Annotated in this window: 17 protein-coding genes; 11 read left to right on the top strand and 6 right to left on the bottom strand. The window is 63.4% G+C overall.

Annotation, left to right across the window (positions count from 1 at the left end; genetic code table 11):
* Positions 1 to 283: 283 nt before the first annotated feature.
* Positions 284 to 2,857, top strand: a complete 2,574-nt coding sequence (locus tag H5V43_RS19310) for a TonB-dependent receptor (protein WP_025550601.1) — start codon at positions 284 to 286, stop codon at positions 2,855 to 2,857.
* Between the two features lie 56 nt (positions 2,858 to 2,913).
* Here the strand turns inward: H5V43_RS19310 and H5V43_RS19305 are convergent, their stop codons facing one another.
* Complete coding sequence (locus H5V43_RS19305) at positions 2,914 to 3,741, bottom strand: helix-turn-helix domain-containing protein (RefSeq protein ID WP_025550599.1); 828 nt, start codon at positions 3,739 to 3,741, stop codon at positions 2,914 to 2,916.
* 420 nt (positions 3,742 to 4,161) lie between these two features.
* Here H5V43_RS19305 and H5V43_RS19300 point away from each other — a divergent pair, with 420 nt between their 5' ends.
* The 7 genes from H5V43_RS19300 to H5V43_RS19270 all read left to right on the top strand — a co-directional run bounded on the left by H5V43_RS19300 (position 4,162) and on the right by H5V43_RS19270 (position 11,510).
* Complete coding sequence (locus tag H5V43_RS19300; RefSeq protein ID WP_025550597.1) at positions 4,162 to 5,016, top strand: SDR family NAD(P)-dependent oxidoreductase; 855 nt, start codon at positions 4,162 to 4,164, stop codon at positions 5,014 to 5,016.
* Positions 5,013 to 5,444 (top strand): carboxymuconolactone decarboxylase family protein, encoded by a 432-nt coding sequence (locus H5V43_RS19295; RefSeq protein WP_025550596.1) that lies wholly within the window; start codon positions 5,013 to 5,015, stop codon positions 5,442 to 5,444. Before H5V43_RS19300 ends, H5V43_RS19295 begins: the two co-directional genes overlap by 4 nt.
* Before the next feature lie 81 nt (positions 5,445 to 5,525).
* Positions 5,526 to 7,850 carry a TonB-dependent receptor gene (locus tag H5V43_RS19290; RefSeq protein WP_025550595.1) on the top strand — a complete coding sequence of 775 codons (2,325 nt, stop codon included), beginning with the start codon at positions 5,526 to 5,528 and terminating at the stop codon, positions 7,848 to 7,850.
* A gap of 85 nt (positions 7,851 to 7,935) precedes the next feature.
* Positions 7,936 to 8,940: a phytanoyl-CoA dioxygenase family protein gene (locus H5V43_RS19285; protein WP_025550594.1), complete on the top strand. Its 1,005-nt coding sequence runs from the start codon at positions 7,936 to 7,938 to the stop codon at positions 8,938 to 8,940.
* Between the two features lie 164 nt (positions 8,941 to 9,104).
* Positions 9,105 to 9,497: an SMP-30/gluconolactonase/LRE family protein gene (locus tag H5V43_RS19280; RefSeq protein ID WP_044660654.1), complete on the top strand. Its 393-nt coding sequence runs from the start codon at positions 9,105 to 9,107 to the stop codon at positions 9,495 to 9,497.
* A gap of 41 nt (positions 9,498 to 9,538) precedes the next feature.
* Positions 9,539 to 10,150, top strand: a complete 612-nt coding sequence (locus tag H5V43_RS19275; protein WP_025550590.1) for a TetR/AcrR family transcriptional regulator — start codon at positions 9,539 to 9,541, stop codon at positions 10,148 to 10,150.
* 277 nt (positions 10,151 to 10,427) lie between these two features.
* Entirely contained in the window at positions 10,428 to 11,510 is a 1,083-nt protein-coding gene (locus H5V43_RS19270; RefSeq protein ID WP_025550588.1) for a phosphotransferase, read from the top strand.
* Here H5V43_RS19270 and H5V43_RS19265 read toward each other — a convergent pair.
* Positions 11,507 to 12,445, bottom strand: coding sequence for an SDR family NAD(P)-dependent oxidoreductase (locus tag H5V43_RS19265; RefSeq protein ID WP_025550586.1), 939 nt, complete (start codon positions 12,443 to 12,445; stop codon positions 11,507 to 11,509). The two genes, H5V43_RS19270 and H5V43_RS19265, sit on opposite strands and share 4 nt — an antisense overlap.
* A gap of 169 nt (positions 12,446 to 12,614) precedes the next feature.
* Between H5V43_RS19265 and H5V43_RS19260 the strand changes: the two genes are divergently transcribed.
* A complete protein-coding gene (locus tag H5V43_RS19260; RefSeq protein ID WP_025550584.1) occupies positions 12,615 to 13,517 on the top strand; it encodes an NADP-dependent oxidoreductase in 903 nt (300 codons plus the stop codon).
* A 37-nt stretch (positions 13,518 to 13,554) separates the two neighbouring features.
* Here the strand turns inward: H5V43_RS19260 and H5V43_RS19255 are convergent, their stop codons facing one another.
* Positions 13,555 to 14,343, bottom strand: a complete 789-nt coding sequence (locus H5V43_RS19255; RefSeq protein ID WP_025550582.1) for an SDR family oxidoreductase — start codon at positions 14,341 to 14,343, stop codon at positions 13,555 to 13,557.
* A gap of 138 nt (positions 14,344 to 14,481) precedes the next feature.
* Positions 14,482 to 15,111 carry a TetR/AcrR family transcriptional regulator gene (locus H5V43_RS19250; protein ID WP_025550580.1) on the bottom strand — a complete coding sequence of 210 codons (630 nt, stop codon included), beginning with the start codon at positions 15,109 to 15,111 and terminating at the stop codon, positions 14,482 to 14,484.
* 2 nt (positions 15,112 to 15,113) lie between these two features.
* Here H5V43_RS19250 and H5V43_RS19245 point away from each other — a divergent pair, with 2 nt between their 5' ends.
* Positions 15,114 to 15,809: an EthD family reductase gene (locus H5V43_RS19245; protein ID WP_193666821.1), complete on the top strand. Its 696-nt coding sequence runs from the start codon at positions 15,114 to 15,116 to the stop codon at positions 15,807 to 15,809.
* Positions 15,810 to 15,820: 11 nt separating this feature from the next.
* A complete protein-coding gene (locus H5V43_RS19240; RefSeq protein WP_244968693.1) occupies positions 15,821 to 16,129 on the top strand; it encodes an SDR family NAD(P)-dependent oxidoreductase in 309 nt (102 codons plus the stop codon).
* Here the strand turns inward: H5V43_RS19240 and H5V43_RS19235 are convergent.
* Positions 16,113 to 16,937 carry an IS3 family transposase gene (locus H5V43_RS19235; RefSeq protein ID WP_242495903.1) on the bottom strand — a complete coding sequence of 275 codons (825 nt, stop codon included), beginning with the start codon at positions 16,935 to 16,937 and terminating at the stop codon, positions 16,113 to 16,115. The two genes, H5V43_RS19240 and H5V43_RS19235, sit on opposite strands and share 17 nt — an antisense overlap.
* Positions 16,910 to 17,257: a transposase gene (locus H5V43_RS19230; protein ID WP_037484504.1), complete on the bottom strand. Its 348-nt coding sequence runs from the start codon at positions 17,255 to 17,257 to the stop codon at positions 16,910 to 16,912. The genes H5V43_RS19235 and H5V43_RS19230 overlap by 28 nt, the downstream gene beginning before the upstream one ends.
* Between the last annotated feature and the right edge of the window lie 77 nt (positions 17,258 to 17,334).

The raw sequence follows: 17,334 nt of genomic DNA, 5'->3' as shown, positions 1-17,334 counted from the left end.
GGATCAAGGACAGGCGGTTGAAGCCGCCGGCATCCAGACCGCGAGAACGGCGGATGTTCTGTCCGAAGGGGAGGGACGATGCGATCTGCGCGGCGCCTGGCCATATTTCCGGACATGATCCGCCTGCTTCATCATTTGCGATGCGGGCAGGTGCTTTCTTTGTCTCGGCATGATTCCGCCTGCTCCGGATCACCCGCGCCGGGTTCCCATGCATCCTTGGAACCGTTCGGGAGGCGCATTCGCATCGCTCGCTCATAGAACAAAATCATAGGGAGAGACGTCCATGAAAAAGCAGCTTCTTTTCGCCAGTGCGGCCCTGTCCGCCCTGTCCATGCCCTCTCTTGCCAGCGCGCAGGATCAGGGCGGCCGCGCCACGGCTGGAGATGCAGACATCGTCGTGACCGCCACACGGCGCGAACAGCGACTGCAGGAAGTGCCGCTTGCCGTCACCGCGCTGAGTGGAGACACGCTGCGCAGCCGGGGTATCGAAAATCTCAATGATCTGGGGCCGGGCAAGATCGCCGGTCTTACTTCCTATCCGCTCAACGGGACTGAGACCGGGGTAGCGCTCCAGATGCGCGGCTATGGGACATCGGACGCGTCCCAGGGCACGCAGGACAATGCCGTGGCCTTCTATATCGACGGCATCAACATTCCGCGAGCCCAGGGCGGCGCGCTCGACCTTATCACGCCTGAACGCATCGAGGTGCTGCGTGGGCCGCAGGGACAGTTGTTCGGCCGCAATGCGGAGGCGGGCGTTGTGCAGATCGTTTCCCGCCGGCCAAGCGGCGTGCTGGGAGGAGACTTCCGCGCCGGCATCGGCAATTTCGATGCCTATGAGCTCAAGGGGCGTCTAGATATGCCGGAAATCGCGGGATTCCGTATTCAGTTGTCGGGCATGTACCGCAAGCGGGGTGGGTATTTCCGGAACGTCAAGAGCGCTCTCCTGCAAAACATAACCCCCGTTTCAAGCCCTTATTCATCCTTTCACTGGAAGACTGGAGACTATGACAGGGACTTCCGTCAGCTCAAGACCTATGGCGGCAGGGTCGCGGTGGAACGCGATTTCGGCGATCTCAACATTTTCTATGCCTATGACAATGTCTGGGCAAAGGACGATCAGGCCTTTCCGCAAATCCTGGTGTCTCCCAATATCGGCACGATCGAGAACCCCAATGGCGGCATCACCGTGCCGCCCACAGGCCCGGCCACGATCTTCACGACCGATGGAGGACGCTATCAGCAGTTTCCGCTCGATCTCGACAAATATCCCGACAGTGCGCCCTTCGCGATTCCCTCGCTCTATTTCATCACGAAGAATCGCGGTCATGTGCTGAACCTGACCTATGGCGCCAGCGACGCGCTGACGCTGAAGTCGATCACCGGATTGCGTCGCTCCATCAACTATGGCGGGGCGGTTACGTCATTGGGAACGTCGCCCGTGCAGGCATGGGCCAGCAATTATCTGGATTCCAAGGTCTTCAGCCAGGAACTTCAGGCGATCTACACGACGTCCAGCTTCAACGTCACGGTCGGCGGCATCTATTTCTACGAAGATGTGCAGGATGAACGTGATTCCGGCTTTTCCACCAATTGTCCGGCGGGCATAGCGGGCGCGCCCTGCACGCCGGGCGGCGGCCCCAGCCGCGCCCCCTATTACAGTCCTTTCGCGCCCAATGGCGGCTTCATCCGCCAATTTTCCAAGACGAACGCCTATGCGGCCTACGGTCAGGCAAGCTGGACGCCACCCATATTGGAAGAGCGGCTGGAACTGACCGCGGGCCTGCGTTACAGCGACGACACCAAGAGGGCCCGGCGCGACATCTTCAACGGTGTGATCCTGCCGACGCAGTTGCGCAACGAGGCGAAGGAAAAGCGCGTCGATCCCGCCTTCACGGCCAAGGTCAAGCTGACCGAGGACATGAACACCTATGTCCGCTATGCCTCCGGCTTCCGGGATGGCGGCGCCAATGTTCGTTCGCAGGTGTTCACCGCCTATGGCACCGAAGTTTTGAAGTCCTGGGAAATCGGCATGAAGTCCCAATGGTTCGACAGGCGCGTGACCTTGAACATCGCGGCCTTCAAATATAAGGTCGAGGATCAGCAACAATCCATTCAGACCAGCCCGGCAACGAACCCCAGCATTTCCGACACGTTCAACGTCACCGTTCCCTACAGGGCAAAGGGGCTGGAAGTGGAACTGAGCGCCCGGATCGTGCCGGGGCTGAGCCTGGCGGCGAACTATACCTATGTCGACAGCAACAAGCGGTTGATCGGGATCGATCCGCGGACACTGACCACGTTCAAACCCAATGGGACGAGCATCCTGTCGTCGGGTCCGTGCGCGGCGGCCCCGGCCGGCAATTGTGCCGGCGCCCTGGTCGTATCGCCCGCCGATATGGCGGCCCACCCCGGCGCATCCTTCCTCCAACTGCTGGGCGTAGGCGCGGCCAAACATGCCGGCTCCGTTTCCGTGGACTTCAGCCGGCCGCTCGACCCCGGCGTCTTCAACATCCATTTCGACTGGACGCGCAGCTCGAAAATGACATGTTGCGCGCCCTACAAGCTGCTGACGGTGGTCAATTCGACCGGAACCGCTGCTTCGCCTTCGCCGCGCTATAATCCCGGCGTTTTCACCAACCGCATCAATATGCGCACGGGCATCTCCGAAATCCCGCTTGGCAACGGGGTGAAGGGCGAACTGGCCTTCTGGGTCAAGAACCTGCTGAACCATGTCGATCTGGGCCAGCTATTCCCGGCGGGCAATGCGCTCAATGCGTCGCAGCCCTATCCCCAGGCAGCGACCTATCTGCAACCGCCAAGGACGATGGGCGGCGAATTCCGCGTCCAGTTCTGATCGATCGGGGGATCGGCCATCTGCCGGTCCCCCATTCGCACGCATTATCCGCAGCTTCAGCACAATATCAGTGGCATCGCGAAATCGGAGCCGCCCACCGCGCCGGATGGGGAGGGAAGCGGATCGCCGCCGTTCCGGACGAGGGCGCGATAATGGCTCGCACTCATCCCGCTATGGTGGCGGAACGCCTGCTGGAAGGATTTGAGATCGTTATAGCCGATCAGCGTCGCGATCTGCGAAACCGGGCGATCGGTATCGCGTAGCTGCGACTGCGCGCTGCGCATCCGCACCAGCCGCAGATAGTCCCGCGGCGTCATGCCCAGCTTCGCGCGGAACCGGCGGATCAGTGTCTGCGGGCTCACCGCAAGATGCGTCGCGAGCATGCCGATATGCAGCCCGCGCGACGCCCGTTCGGAAAGCCACATCTGCGCCGCTGCGACCAGGGGATCGTCCGACAGGCCGGGCCGGTCCGATTCCATGCCCATCGCGTCCGCCAGCGTCCCTGCCATGGTCGGTGACAACAGCCTGCCGATCAGGCGGGTGAGCAGGCTCATTTCGTGCGTCATCCCGCGGGCCATCATGATCCGGTCGACTTCGGCAATGGGGTCCGTCGTGTTGACGCGGATATGCGGATAACGCCTGCGGAATTCCGCGGCTGCGCCTCGCGTCACCGGCACGGGCCCATTGCCCGTCAGCCCGGCCTCCGCCAACAATTCTATTCCCCGCCCAGTGGCGGACAGATGCGCGCCGCCTGCATATTGACTGCGGAGCCAGTCGATTACGGAATGGAGTTTGGCAAGATATTCCGGCGTCTCTTCCTCCGGACAATAGAAGTCGGGCACGTGGATATAGAGATGGGGCCTTGCCTCCAGCCCATCTTCCACTTGCAACTTCCATCCGCCCAGGACCTGAATTGGCCTTGGGCTTGGTCCCAACAATTTGGCGCGTGTGTGCATGCCGATGTCGTCTCTTGTTCGAAACTGATCGGCCACGCGCAGGCGCATCTGGCCGAACAGATCCAGGAACAAGCCGACACTGGCGAGACATGCGCCGTCAAATCCGATCACTGCAATATCGCGAGCCATACAGGATGGTAATTTACCCCCGTCATGATGTCAAAACCACACCTGACGCCAGTGCCAGGAGAGTCGCATGATGCATGCATAGAAAATAGGCCATGGACTTGGCCATTGGGAGAGTTTCGCATGATCGAGCAAATGGCCGGGCGCGCAACAGGCGCGCCGGAGACGGCATTTTCATGTCTTCCGACACGTGATGGGCCCAGGCAGGACCGGGCCTGATCCATGCCGCAACCCACTAAATTCTATCCACGCCTCAAGGGACGTTCGGCCATCGTCACGGGCGCGGGGACCCAGGGCGACGGCATCGGCACCGGCCGCGCCATCGCGATGCTGCTGGCGGGGGAGGGCGCGCATGTCGCGCTGGTCGACCGCGACAGGGAAAGCGCGGAGGAAACGCGCCGCCGCATCGATGCTGCCGGTGGACAGGCCTTCACGCTGGCCGGCGATGTCACGGTCGATGCCGACTGCCGCCATTTCGTGGAGCAGGCGGTCGCGCATACCGGGCGGCTCGACATATTGGTCAATAATGTCGGCATATCCGATCCCGTTGCATTGGACGCGGCGGACGAGAGCGGCTGGACGCGGGTCATCGACGTCAACCTCAAAAGCGCGATGCTGATGATCCGTCATGCCGTACCGGCCATGAAGGCGGCGGGCGGGGGATCGATCGTCAACATATCCTCCATCGCAGGGATACGGGCCCATGGATCGATAGCCTATGGCCCGTCGAAGGCGGCGATGGCGCAACTTGCCGCCGAAATCGCCGTCCTGCATGGCCGCGATGGCATCCGCGTCAACGCGGTTGCGCCCGGCCATATCATGACGCCCCATGCCATGCATGTGCTGCCCGAAGGTCTGCGTACATTGCGGCGGGCCATCGCGCCGCTGGGCATCGAAGGGGATGCTTGGGACATCGCCAGGGCAGTGGCTTTTCTGGCGAGCGACGATGCGCGCTTCATCACCGGCGTTCTGCTGCCCGTGGACGGTGGCGTCACGCGGATCGGCCCCATTGCCGCGCATTTCCTGGCCGAAGCGGAACTGGCGGCCGACGCGGGAACAGAAGGACCGAATCAATGAGCCAACTGGATGAAAAACAGGAATCGGGCGTCGCCTTCATCACTGGCGTCATGGGCGAACGCTTCGGCGGCGCCTTCAACGAAGCCGCGACATCGAACCGTTTCGGGTCGGATATTACCCGCATGGCGGCAGGCTGGGCCTTTCACGATGCCTGGCGGCATGAAGGCATCAACCGCAAGCAAAAGAGCATAGCCGTCATCTCCGCGCTGATCGCGTCGCGTCAATCGCTGGAGCTGAAAAACCATGTCAAGATCGGCCTGGCCAATGGCCTGACGGTGGAGGAACTGGAAGGGCTGCTGGTCCAACTGACGCCCTATGTCGGTTTCCCCTGCATCGCCTCTGCCCAGACAGCGGTGATCATGGCCATGCGCGAGGCCGGCATATCGCCCGAAGATCTGCCGACGTCGGAGGAACGCGGCCTGCTGTGACGAGGCAACCGACCGGCCCGGCGGCGAGGCGGTCACGATTTCACAACAAAAGCGAACATCAATGTTTCAGGGGAGGTTGTCATGAAAATCTCGAGTTTCTGGATGTCGTCCTGTGCCTGCCTGCTTTCAGCGGCTCCGGCAATTGCATCGGCGCAGGCGGCGCCCGAACAGGAACTCCAGCATGCGCAGGCCGCCTTCGGCAGTGACGACATCGTCGTAACGGCACGGCGGCGTGAGGAACGGTTGCAGGATGTGCCGCTCTCCGTCAGTGCGGTGTCAGGCGCTACGCTGGAGCGCGCCAATATTTCGAATGTCGCGGGCCTCAGCCGCGTGGTCCCCAGCCTTGTGTCGGTTCCCGGACAGGGCGGCAGCCGTTCGCTGCCCAATTTCGCGATCCGTGGCCTCAGCCAGCAGGAACTAACCCTGCTCGCGGACCAGTCCGTTTCCACCTATATGGGCGACATCGTGCTTGCGCGCACGCAGGGGGTCAATGGCGCGCTGTTCGACATAGGATCGGTGGAAGTGCTGCGCGGGCCGCAGGGCACGCTGTTCGGCCGCAACACGACCGGCGGCGCGATCATCATCCGTCCCAACCGGCCGACCGACAATTTCGAAGGCCGCGTCGGCGTCACCTACGGCAATCTGGACACCTTCATCGTGGAGGGCATGCTGAACGTGCCCCTGTCGCCCAATATACTGGTGCGCGTCGCCGGCCAGCGTCAGCGCGACGACGGCTTCGTCTATGACGAGATATTGGGCCGCAACGTCAACGACACCGCGCAGGAGGGTGTGCGCGCCTCCGTGCTGATGAAGAACGACAGCGGCGTCGAATCGCTGACCGTCTATAATTATTTTCACGAAGACGATGGCGGCACGGCAAGCTTTCTCGCCAAGGTCCGTTCCACCGGATCGCTGAACGGCGCCGCCGTCCGCGCGGCGCGTGGCTATCGCCCGCTGGAGCAATTGCTCGCCGAACAGCAGGCGCGGGGCCCCTATCGCATCGCCAATGGATCGAACATCTTCACCAAGGTGGAGACGCACGACATCGCCAACACCACGACCATTCCGCTCAACGACATGCTGACGGTCAAGAACATCGTCGGCTATCGTCACGTCAAGGACAACATCTTCGACGATATGGATGGAAGCATGAATTCGCTGCATCCACAGCAGCGGATAGACTGGACCGCGCAGTTTTCGGAAGAACTGCAACTGCTGGGCGAAACCGAAAACTTCAACTGGATCACCGGCCTTTATTATTTCTGGGAAAAGGGTCGCAACCAGGGTCTTTCCACGGTCGGCAGCGTCGATCCGGGCCTGGTCGAGCCGGAAGATATTTTCGGCTATCCCACCGCTGCGTTCAGCAATACCGATGTGGCGGGCCGCAACCGCAGCTTCGCCGCTTTCGCGCAGGGCACCTATCGTTTCAACGACAGCCTGAGCCTGACGGCCGGCGTTCGCTACAATCGAGACAAGCGCGAGGCGACGATCCGCAATCGCACGGCCACCGCATGCCGTTTCACCCGCGACCTCGACAATAATCCCGCGACGCCGGAAACCGCCGTGCCGCTTTCGCAGTGCGAGTTGAACGTGGGCGACAGCTTTTCCGAAGTCACCTACAATCTCAGCCTGGAATATAAGATCGCGCAGGACAAGCTGATCTACCTTGCGCACCGGCATGGCTACCGCACCGGCGGCTTCGGCGCCCGCGCCTCGACCGAGGCCGGGCTGCGCCGGACCTTCAGGCCGGAAACGGTGGACGATGTCGAATTGGGGGTGAAGGCCGACTGGCGCATGGGCGGCATGTTCCTGCGCACCAATCTGGCCGCCTATTACGCCAAATATAACGACATCCAGCGGTTGCTGACCGATCCGCTGGCCTTGCCCCCCACCACTGTCACGACCAATGCGGGCAAGGCGCGCATCTGGGGCATCGAAGCGGACATATTGTTCCGTCCGGTGTCCATGTTGGAACTGTCGGCCAACTATGCCTATACCAACGCGAAGTTCACGAAGTTCATCTATCCGGACGGCAGCGACCACAGCAACGATCCCTTCGCCCGCGCGCCGCGCAATGTCTACACGCTGGGCGCGCGGCTGCTCGCACCGCTGGACAGTTCTCAGGGCGATGCGTCCATCGGGATCAGCTATTATCATACCGACGATTATGTCGGGAACGATACGGTTGTGCCGGGCTATACGGATGCAGAGGGCTATAATCTGGTGAATCTGGACGCGAGCTGGAACCGGGTCATGGGATCGGGCTTAGACCTCGCCCTCTATGTCAACAACCTGACCAAGAAGAAATACGACTTCCTGCTCATCAACCTCGACAGCCTGGGCTACACCAGCCACACGCCCGGCCTGCCGCGGACTTATGGCGTGACCCTGCGCTATCATTTCTGAAAAAAGGGGCGGCTGCCCTGCATCCGTCCTGTTTCGCGGGACGGATGCGGGTCGGCCTGGCCCGACGTTTATGGGAAGACCGGACATGGCCGACATGATTACTTCCACCTCGCCTGATACCCCGCCAATGCGCGAGCTCAGGACCGCCAATCATCTGCTGGGCGATCGCGCGGCGCTGGATGCCGCATGGGATCGGGACGGCTACTGGTTCTTCCGCGACGTGCTGGACAGGGATGCTGTCGGCCGGTTGCGCGCCGTCTACCTGGATGTCTTGCGCGACCTGGGAGTCGTCGACCCTGCGCGCGACGACGCGGCCGTGTATAATGGCGCACCGCTCGACGATTTTCCGATCCGCAACGACGGCACGCCGGCCACCGATCCGCTGCTGGCGCGCTATCCGCGGGATCAATTCGTCGCGGAGCCCGCGATCCGCGCCTTTTTCGAGGAGCTGTTCGGGGAAGAGGTCTTCTGGGTGCCCAATACCGAATATCACGCGCTGCCGCCGGGCACGGGTCGGCCGGACTCGCGGTTCAACTTCGTCCATTGCGATGGTCCCAACAACAAGGGGCTGCCACTGAAAATCTGCTGGATGCCGCTCGCTCCAATCGATGAGGAGACGGGCGGCCTGGCTGTTGCCGAAGGGTTGCACCGTCCCCGGATGAATGATTTTCCCCGGCCGCCCCAGGGCATAGGCGACGATGTGATCCCGGCCGATGCCTGGTGCCGCGCCCTCTACCAACCCGGCGACCTGCTGGTGTTCAGCCTGGAAACGCCCCATAGCGGACTTGCCAACCGGTCCGACCGCCATTTCCGCCTGTCGATGGATATTCGCGGCATGCCGAAATCGGGCAATATCCCGACCGTCGGCACGGTCGCCGCGCTCGACGCCTGCGCCATCGCCGTGGAAACGAAGGAGGGGGAACAGCGCACCTTCCGCATCGATGAGGACAGTTTCTGCCGGATAACCCGAGGACGGCTGACGGGCATGCCGCTGGCGCTGGAGGAAATCCCGCAACTGGTGAAGATCGGTGATCCCGTTTATGTCGCATCCGACCACGGCACCGCCATGTTCATCCGTCCGCAGCACTGAAACATCCCGCGGAACAGCCGGCACGTCCCGGCGCCATAAGGCCGGTCGTACGGACTTGTGATGCATTGTCGGCGCCTGTGTGAAAGCCGTTGCCCGAACGGGATCGATCCTCTCTACCTGACTGTCGAACAGGGCAGCAGGCATGGGAGAGGTTCGTGGAGGTCATGGCAAGCGGCCTTCTGATTCCGGAAAGGCCGGTGGCGCTTTCCGATGGATCGGCGCTGGTGGTGGAATTGGGCGATGGGCGCCTCAGCGGCGAAGTCGCCGCCACGGCGTCGGGCCACATCATGCCGGACAGCTTCGCGGTGGAGGCGGGCGGGCATGTCTGCATCGTCTCCATTGGGCGAGGCGGTATCACCATCGTCGATCCCGCCATCGGCCTGCGCGGCGACATGCCGATCGATGATCGCATGGTGACGAACATCGCCTTCGGCGCCGAGAATGGCCGGGATGTCTGGATCACGGCAGCCGGAACGGGTCGGCTGCTGCGCGGCCGTTCGCCCGGGGCCGGGCCTGCCGCTCGCTTTCGTGGCATGAGGGACGAACACCGGTCATGACCCATTCGGCAAGACTTCGACCCCGATCTGACCCAGCAGCCGTGACGGCCGACGATGATGCGATAGTCGGGCGTGTCATGCCCCCGCAACTGGATGTGCTGGACGCTCGCTCCCGCATTCTCGACGCCGCGGCGCATCTGTTTCGGCGGGAGGGTTTTTCCGGCACGTCGATGGACGCCATTGCCGCGCTGGCGCGCATGTCGAAAAGGACCCTCTATGCCGGCTTTCCGGACAAGCGCGCGGTTCTCGAAGCGGTTCTGGAGCAGTTCATCGCCCGCCGTTTCGCCATGATCGAGCGGATCGGCCGCGAAGCCGCGAGCGATGAGGCGATATTGACCCGCATGGTCGGTGCCCTCAACGCGATGGCCACGGACGAGGATGCGCTCGCCATGTACCGGTTGCTGGTGGCGGAGGCGACAAATCTGCCTGCGCTGGCACTGGCGGCGAACCGGAACGGGCTGACGCAGGCGCAGGCCATGCTGCGCCAGCCTCTCCTCAATTGCGGTGTACGCGATCCGGATAGGGCCGCCTGCTTCCTCTACGACCTCGCCGTGCTGGCGCCGATGCATCGCCTGTTGGTGGGTACGGACAATCTGCACATGGACGTCGCCGCCATCGTCAGACTGGTTCTTCAGGGCGTGAAGGGAATGTGAAGCAGGGTCTTGCTCCGATCGCGGATGGCCGGGAACGGCTGTGGCCGGCACCGGGCGCGTCGGCGGCTCCCTCAGCCCTGGGCGGGATTTCTTAGGCTATGTTGCGATCTGCCGGACCATCCCAAGCGAACCTTATTTTCCGCCGGGGTCAAGCGCTCCATGGACGCCGAATTCCCCGCCGGCGCTGCGATGACGGGGAAGGGCATGTCTTGCTGCAAACGCTCGTCGGGCATCTGGTCGCCTGCCTATTATCGAAGCTGCATATGGAGGAGGCTGCATGAAAGAACCATGGTTGCCGTTGGTCCCTGAAGACGTCACCGCCTCCTGGCTGGGCGAAGCTCTGGCACCGCGCTATCCCGGAACGCGGGTCGAGAGGCTCGACGTCCACGAAATCCTTTGGGGCACGGGCACCAAGATGATGGTGACGGCGACCTATAATGACGCCGGGCGGGGCCATGGCCTGCCGCGGGCCTTGTGCATCAAGGCGGGTCTTGCCGAGCATCGGGAGCTGGTGAAATTCTGCTACCAGACGGAGGCGCGCTTTTTCGCGGAGCTGGCGCCGCGCCTGCTGCTGGGGCTGCCGCAAATCCTCTACGCCGCGGCGAATGCCGATCAGGGGATGGTGGTCATGGAGGATCTGCGACCGACCGGCGCCCATATCTGCCGCGTGCAGCAGCCGCTGACCCGCGATCAGGCCGCCGCTTTCCTGGACGACATGGCCGCGTTGCACGCGCGCTGGTGGAACAGTCCCGCGCTGGAGGACGATGGCGATCTTGGCTGGCTGATGCGCCATGATCCATTGCCGGACGAAGCCTGGGGCGATTTCGGGCGCGGTCAGCTCCAGCCCGAAACATGGGCGCATTATATGGGGCTGCCCCGGTCGCTCGGCATTCCGGCGGCTTGCCGCGACCGGGAGGGGGTTCATGCGGCGCTGCAGGAATTGCGCCTTTTCGGGGAGCAGGGTCCGCGTTGCGTCATCCATGGCGACGCGCATCTGGGCAATATGTATCTCACCCGCGAGGGGCGGCCGGGCTTCCTCGACTGGCAGACCACGCGTCGCGGCCATTGGGCGCAGGACGTGACCTATTTCTACATCTCCGCGCTCGATCCGCTGGACCGGCGGGCTTGGGAGAGGGATCTGGTCGCGGGCTATCTTGCCGCGCTGGCCCGCCATGGCGTGGCCCATCCGCCGTCCGAGGAAGAGGCATGGCGCGCCATCCGCGCGCATATCGTCTATGGCCTGTTCTACTGGATGGTGAATCCGGTCGAATGGCAGGCGGAGGAGAATAACGCCGCCACCGCGCCGCGTTTCGGCTGGGCGGCGGTCGATCATGCCGCCCCGCCACTTGGTCCGCTTTAAACCGGATCAGGCGTTCGCACGAACCGGTTCTGGATCGAGCCGAACAGATAGTCGCGGTTCGCCTGCTCGTCGAACGCGTCCAGCGTCCAGCCGCCGGGATGGATGCTGGTGCGGATCGCTTCAGGTTCGGGGATCAGGGCCACTTCGTCGCCCTGGATGTAGAAGTCCCGCCCGCTGACATGGGAGGCGGCATCGGTGCACAGCCATACGACCAGCGCCGCGACATGGGCGGGCAGGGCGGTCATGCGCGGCTGCGCCATCGGCTTGTTCCACAGCAGCGGAATGCCAAGCCGCGCCGATTCAGCGATGGTCTCGTCGATTTCCGGCGTATGCGTGCCCGTCAGATGCGACACCGGGCGGATCAGATTGGCGCGAATGCCGAATTCCCCCAGGTCGCGCGCAATGGTGCGGGTGAAGCCCAGAAGGCCTTCCTTGGCGGCGGAATAATTGGCCATGCCCCAATGGCCGAAGCCCGATGGCGACCCCGTATTGACGATTACGCCGGACCGCTGCGCGATCATATGCGCCGCCGCGGCGCGGCAGGTGAAGAAGCTCGACGTCAGACTGACGTCCATGCAGAGATTCCAGTCCTGGTCCGTCATCCGGTCTATCCGCGCCGGGCGGACGATCCCCGCATTGTTGACCAGAATGTCGATCCGGCCGAAGGCATCGATGGCCGCCTGCACCGCCGCCTCGCCGCCCTCGCGGGTCGCCACGCTGGAATATTGGCCGATCGCCTCGCCACCCGCGTCGCGTATCTCCTGCGCGACGGTTTCAACCAGCGATGCGTCGCCGCTCTCCGTGCCATAAGGGCCGCCGCCCAGATCGTTGACGACGACCTTCGCGCCCTGCTCCGCCAGCAGCATCGCTTCGGCCCGGCCGATATTGCGGCCCGCGCCGGTCACGACGGCCACCTTGCCCTTCAGTCTCTGCATATCCTGCTCCCATCAATTGTGCCGGGAGAGTAGCCGCTGGCACCTTAAGACCCTAATCACCGACGTGATGATTGCGCCTGACATGCTTCCCGCCGATGCCCGGCTTCGCCACAAGATCAGCGCCAACGGAGCGCGTCGATGATCCTGGCCGAATGAAGGAGATGCAGGGGTGAAGGCGATCGTGATCAACCGCCATGGCGGCCCGGAGGTGTTGGAACCTGCCGATCTGCCGCCACCGCAGCCCAAGCAGGGGGAAACGCTGGTGCGCATCCTGGCCGCGGCCGTCAATCCGGCGGACGGCAAATGGCGGGCGGGCCTGTTCGAAAGCTTCGCGCCTGTCGGTTTCCCTCATGTCCTGGGCTATGACGTGGCGGGCGAAGTCATCGGCGGGGAGGGCTTTGCGCCCGGCGCCCGCGTCTTCGGCATGCTCGATCCGTTTCGCAAGGGCGGCTATGCCGAGCAGGTCGCCGTGGCCGCCGATCATCTGGCGCCGGTGCCCGATGGCCTCGATCTGCCGACCGCCGCCGCGATACCTACCGCTGGCCTGACCGGATTGCAGATGGTCGAACGCGGGTTGGACCTTCAGGCGGGCCAGAGGCTGATGCTGACGGGCGCGCTGGGCGCCGTCGGCCGTTTCGCCCTGTTTGCGGCGAAGGAGCGGGGCGTCCATGTGACCGCCGCCGTCCGCGCCGCTCATGTCGAGGCTGTGCGCGCTCTGGGTGCTGACGATGTGATCGCCCTGGGCAAGGAGGATTGGAGCGGCGCGTCCTTCGATCATGTCATCGACACTGTGGGCGGCGAAGCAGTCGGCGCGCTTTGCCGGCATCTGAAGCCCGGCGGCCGGGTGCTGACCGCCGCCACCACGCCGATCCCGAGCGACGAATTGCCGTCTGCGCCAGAATTTTTCGCGGTCGTCCCGAGCGGTCCCGACGCCGTCCGTCTGGGCGCCGCCGTCGCGCAGGGCAGGATCGCCGTGCCCATCGCCCGCATCCTGCCGCTCGATCAAGCGGCGGAAGCGCAGCGGCTGGTCGATGCGGGCGGATTGAACGGCAAGGTCATCCTGACGAACTGAAAATCCTTGCGATAGCGCAGTCTTCAGTGCCGCATCGTCAACCGGCCAGCGCAGCCAGCGCCGATGCCTTTTGCGCCAGCGCCCCGCGCATATCCTCTCCCACCGGCAGGCGCAGGGGCAGCGTTTCGCCGTCCAGCGCCGCCAATATCGCCTCCGCCACCGCTTCCGGCGGGCTGGCGGCGGTGGCGTAATAGCCGTCCAGCACCGTCTTGCCCTGCCCCGACAGAAAGCCGTAATCGGCAATGCGGAGCTGCGCCTCGCGCGTGCCATGGCTGATGAAGCGGGTGGCGATCGCGCCCGGCTCGACCAACATGGTGCGGATGCCCAGGGCTGCAACCTCCAGCGCCAGCGTTTCGGTCAAGCCTTCCAGCGCGAATTTGCTCGCGCAGTAAGCGCCGAGGCCGGGCGTGCCGTTCAGACCGCAGCCCGACGACAATTGAACGATCGTGCCCGATCCGCGCGAGCGGAAATGCGGCAGCAGCGCCTGGGTCAATGCCCAGGGACTGAAGAAATTGACCTCGAACAGCCCGCGCGCATCATCCAGATCGACCTCCTCGACCGCGCCGAACAGGCTCTGCCCGGCATTGTTGACCAATATGTCCACATGCCCGGCCGCCAGCGCTTCGCATGCAAGCCTCAAAACCTGCCTGGGATCGCTCATGTCCGCGACGATTCCCCTGGTGCGGCCTGCGCCCTCCGCTTCGAATGCGCTGATCGCTTGCGCGTCGCGGGCGGCGCCAGTGACATGGTCGCCCCGCGCCAGAGCGGCTTTCGCCAACGCCGCGCCGATGCCGCTCGAAATGCCTGTGATCAGCCAGCGCCTCATATGCCGTCTCCTCGCCCACTCGCCCACTCGCCCCCAGACGTCTCAGAAAAGCGCGAGGTCGACAATCGGAGGGGGGAGAAGCGCGTAAACAATGCATGCTTGATGCATGTCCCTATCGACATGGATGCCGTCTGCCGCTCAGCGCTCTATCCCTCGCAGGAACAATGCGACCACGCGGGTCGCCCATTGCTGCCGAAACGCCTCGTCCGTGAAGTCGTCGGTCAGGAGGAAACGCAGCCCCCCATTGGCCAGATTGATGAAGTGCTGGGCCAGTTGGGCGGGATCGTCGATCTCGTACCCCGCCTCCCGCAAATGGGTGAGATAGGCGGTTATCGGCGCCACCGTATCAGCGATATGGCCGTGCAGCCGCTTGGCTATGTCGGGGAAGCGTTCCTTCGCGGCGATGGCGAGACGGAGCAGGGCGATCCGCTCCGCCTCCGCCACTTCGCCGGTGATGCGAAGGGCGAAGTCCGTCAGCACCCCGGCGGGTTCCCGCCCCTCGGTCGCGATGCTTCGCACATCGCTGCGCATGGACGCGACGCTGTGGAGGGCGACGGCCTCGAACAGCGCGGCCTTGTTGTTGAAGCGGGCATAGATTGTCGCCTTGCTGACCCTGGCGACGGCGGCGATATGGTCCATGCTCGCGCCGGCATAGCCGTGCATCAGAAAGGCGCGCGCCGCTGCCTCGATCAGTCCGGCCTCGCGCACCGGCGCATCCGCATTGGTCGGCCTCCCCCGGCGCGGTCTTGTGATGTCTTCGCCGGGCACGCTTGCTCCATCGAAATAAAACTATACCGTTTATTTTATTAAATGCGAGTCGGTCGCGCAAGAGCGATCAGGGAGAGGGCAAGATGAAGCGGGTCATCCTTTTGCGCGGACCGCGGTCCGTCATGGCCGCATCCGCGCCCGAATGGGCCGCGGCGCAGACCTGGGCCAAGGCGGCCGAGCGGATCGTCGTGCATAAAGGGCTGAATGCTCCGGCTGAGCCCGGCGGTGTTCCGACGCCGCCGGTTTACGATGCGGTGATCGAACTTTGGTCCGACGCCGCGCTCGATGCCCACAGCATCCGCTCCGATTGGGAAGACGTGGAGGTGCGCTCCTCCGCCCAGATCGTCGGCAAGGCAGCGGCTGCGCGCTTGCCGATCGGCATCACGCCGGGCCTTTCCCAGCTTTCCTTCATCCGCGCCATCGAAGCTTTGCCACGACAGGATGTGGAACGGCACTGGAACGAACATATCCCGCTCGCCTGCGAAATCCATGTCGGCATGAACCGCTATGTGCAGGATCGTTTTTCGCCGGCGGTTCCCTGGTTCGGCATGGCCCATCTTCATTTTCCAAGCGAAGCGGCGCTGCGCGACGGGTTGTTCAGAAGCCCGGAGGACATCGCCGTGATTACGGCGGACGTGGCCGAGTTCGTCAGCGATTACGCGACCATGATCGCCATCGAGCATATCGTGAAAGCATAGGAGAGGCAGGCATGGACCTTGGACTGGCAGACAAGCGCGCGCTGGTGACGGGCAGCAGTTCCGGCATCGGCGCGGGCATAGCCCGACTATTGGCGGCGGAAGGCTGCGCCGTGATTGTGCATGGCCGCGATGCGGAAAAGGCGCGTGCCGTGGCGGATTCGATTGGCCGCGGCGTCTGCGTGGCGATTGGCGATCTTTCCACCGATGCAGGGGCGGACGCGGTGGCGAAGGCAGTCGGGGAGGTCGACATATTGGTGAACAATGCCGGCGGCGCTGGAGTGGGCCCCTGGGGTCGGACAGGTATCAGGCCGCGGATTTGACCATAGTTTTGGTGTGTAACTCCTCAAACTGCACCGGGCTCAAATAGCCCAGAGCGGAATGCAGTCGGCGTTCATTGTAGACGCGGTCGATGAACGGTGGAAGATGGGTGGCGACATCCTCGAAAGTCTCGAACGCCATCGGGTAGACCGCCTCGACCTTGAGCGTTTTCATGAAGCTTTCCGCCTTGGCGTTATCGTAAGGATTTCCGCGCCGGCTCATCGATCCGGTAATGCCATTGGCTGCCAGCAGCGCACGGTAGGAAGCGGCTGCGTACTGGGATCCACGGTCCGAATGATGAATGAGGCCCGGTGAGGGCTGCCGACTTGCGATAGCAGTTTCAAGCGCGGCAATGGCGAGGCGGGCATCGATCGACCGACCGATGGCATAGCCAACCACCCGCCTTGACCATGCGTCTAGGATGATCGCCACATAAGCAAAGCCACTCGCAATCGCGACATAGGTCAGATCTGCGACCCAGAGCTGATCCGCACCTGTCAGAGCGACGTCCTTTGCCAGGTCCGGGAAGATCGGCAGATCGTGATCACTGTCAGTCGTTGCGACATATCTCCGCCGTCTCCGCGGCTGAAGGCTGTGTTCCCGCATCAAACGCTTGATGCGCTTATGATTTGCGCAGATGCCCTGGTGCTGAAGGGCCGCCCGTACGCGTCGCCAGCCATAAGCCTCAAACTCATCGCAGATCGCCATGATTGCGGCCAGCAGATCGGCTTCGTCAACCCGCTTCACCCGCCCATGATAATAGGTTGAACGTGCGATACCCATCAGTCTGCACCCCTGGGAGACGGAGATGCCAAGGGGCCGGTGATGACGGATGTAGTCCCGTTTCTCGGCCGCGGTGCGCTTTGCAGAGCCCCCTTTAGAAACTCCAGTTCGAGAGCCTGCTTGCCTACCAGGCGTTCCAGCGCGGCGATGCGGGCCTCATATTGCTGGATGAGATCAGCCGCTTGCGCGTCATCGTCGAACTCGCCCGCCTCATACTTCTCAATCCAGACCCGGATCAATTGGCGAGAAACGTCATGACGCTTGGCCAGCCCATGCAATGTTTCGCCGCCCAGATATTCCTGAACGACCTGACGTTTGAACTCCATGCTGTGGGAACGGTGTCGCATTGGCTTTTCTCCAAAAGCCAAACCCACGGTCAATCATTATGGTCCCACCTGTCCGACCCCAGGGGCCCACTCCAGCG

Origin of the sequence: Sphingobium fuliginis (assembly GCF_015074805.1) — a bacterium.
In the GTDB taxonomy this organism is placed as follows: Bacteria; Pseudomonadota; Alphaproteobacteria; order Sphingomonadales; family Sphingomonadaceae; genus Sphingobium; species Sphingobium fuliginis.
The sequence above is the reverse complement of the archived record's forward strand: the minus strand, read 5'-3'. Positions and strand labels throughout refer to the sequence as shown.

Excerpts from the sequence above, each read along its gene's own strand:
- H5V43_RS19310 (WP_025550601.1), top strand. The coding sequence starts at position 284 with ATGAAAAAGCAGCTTCTTTTCGCCAGTGCGGCCCTGTCCGCCCTGTCC.
- H5V43_RS19300 (WP_025550597.1), top strand. The coding sequence starts at position 4,162 with ATGCCGCAACCCACTAAATTCTATCCACGCCTCAAGGGACGTTCGGCC.
- H5V43_RS19295 (WP_025550596.1), top strand. The coding sequence starts at position 5,013 with ATGAGCCAACTGGATGAAAAACAGGAATCGGGCGTCGCCTTCATCACT.
- H5V43_RS19290 (WP_025550595.1), top strand. The coding sequence starts at position 5,526 with ATGAAAATCTCGAGTTTCTGGATGTCGTCCTGTGCCTGCCTGCTTTCA.
- H5V43_RS19285 (WP_025550594.1), top strand. The coding sequence starts at position 7,936 with ATGGCCGACATGATTACTTCCACCTCGCCTGATACCCCGCCAATGCGC.
- H5V43_RS19280 (WP_044660654.1), top strand. The coding sequence starts at position 9,105 with ATGGCAAGCGGCCTTCTGATTCCGGAAAGGCCGGTGGCGCTTTCCGAT.
- H5V43_RS19270 (WP_025550588.1), top strand. The coding sequence starts at position 10,428 with ATGAAAGAACCATGGTTGCCGTTGGTCCCTGAAGACGTCACCGCCTCC.
- H5V43_RS19265 (WP_025550586.1), bottom strand. The coding sequence starts at position 12,445 with ATGCAGAGACTGAAGGGCAAGGTGGCCGTCGTGACCGGCGCGGGCCGC.
- H5V43_RS19255 (WP_025550582.1), bottom strand. The coding sequence starts at position 14,343 with ATGAGGCGCTGGCTGATCACAGGCATTTCGAGCGGCATCGGCGCGGCG.
- H5V43_RS19240 (WP_244968693.1), top strand. The coding sequence starts at position 15,821 with ATGGACCTTGGACTGGCAGACAAGCGCGCGCTGGTGACGGGCAGCAGT.
- H5V43_RS19230 (WP_037484504.1), bottom strand. The coding sequence starts at position 17,257 with ATGCGACACCGTTCCCACAGCATGGAGTTCAAACGTCAGGTCGTTCAG.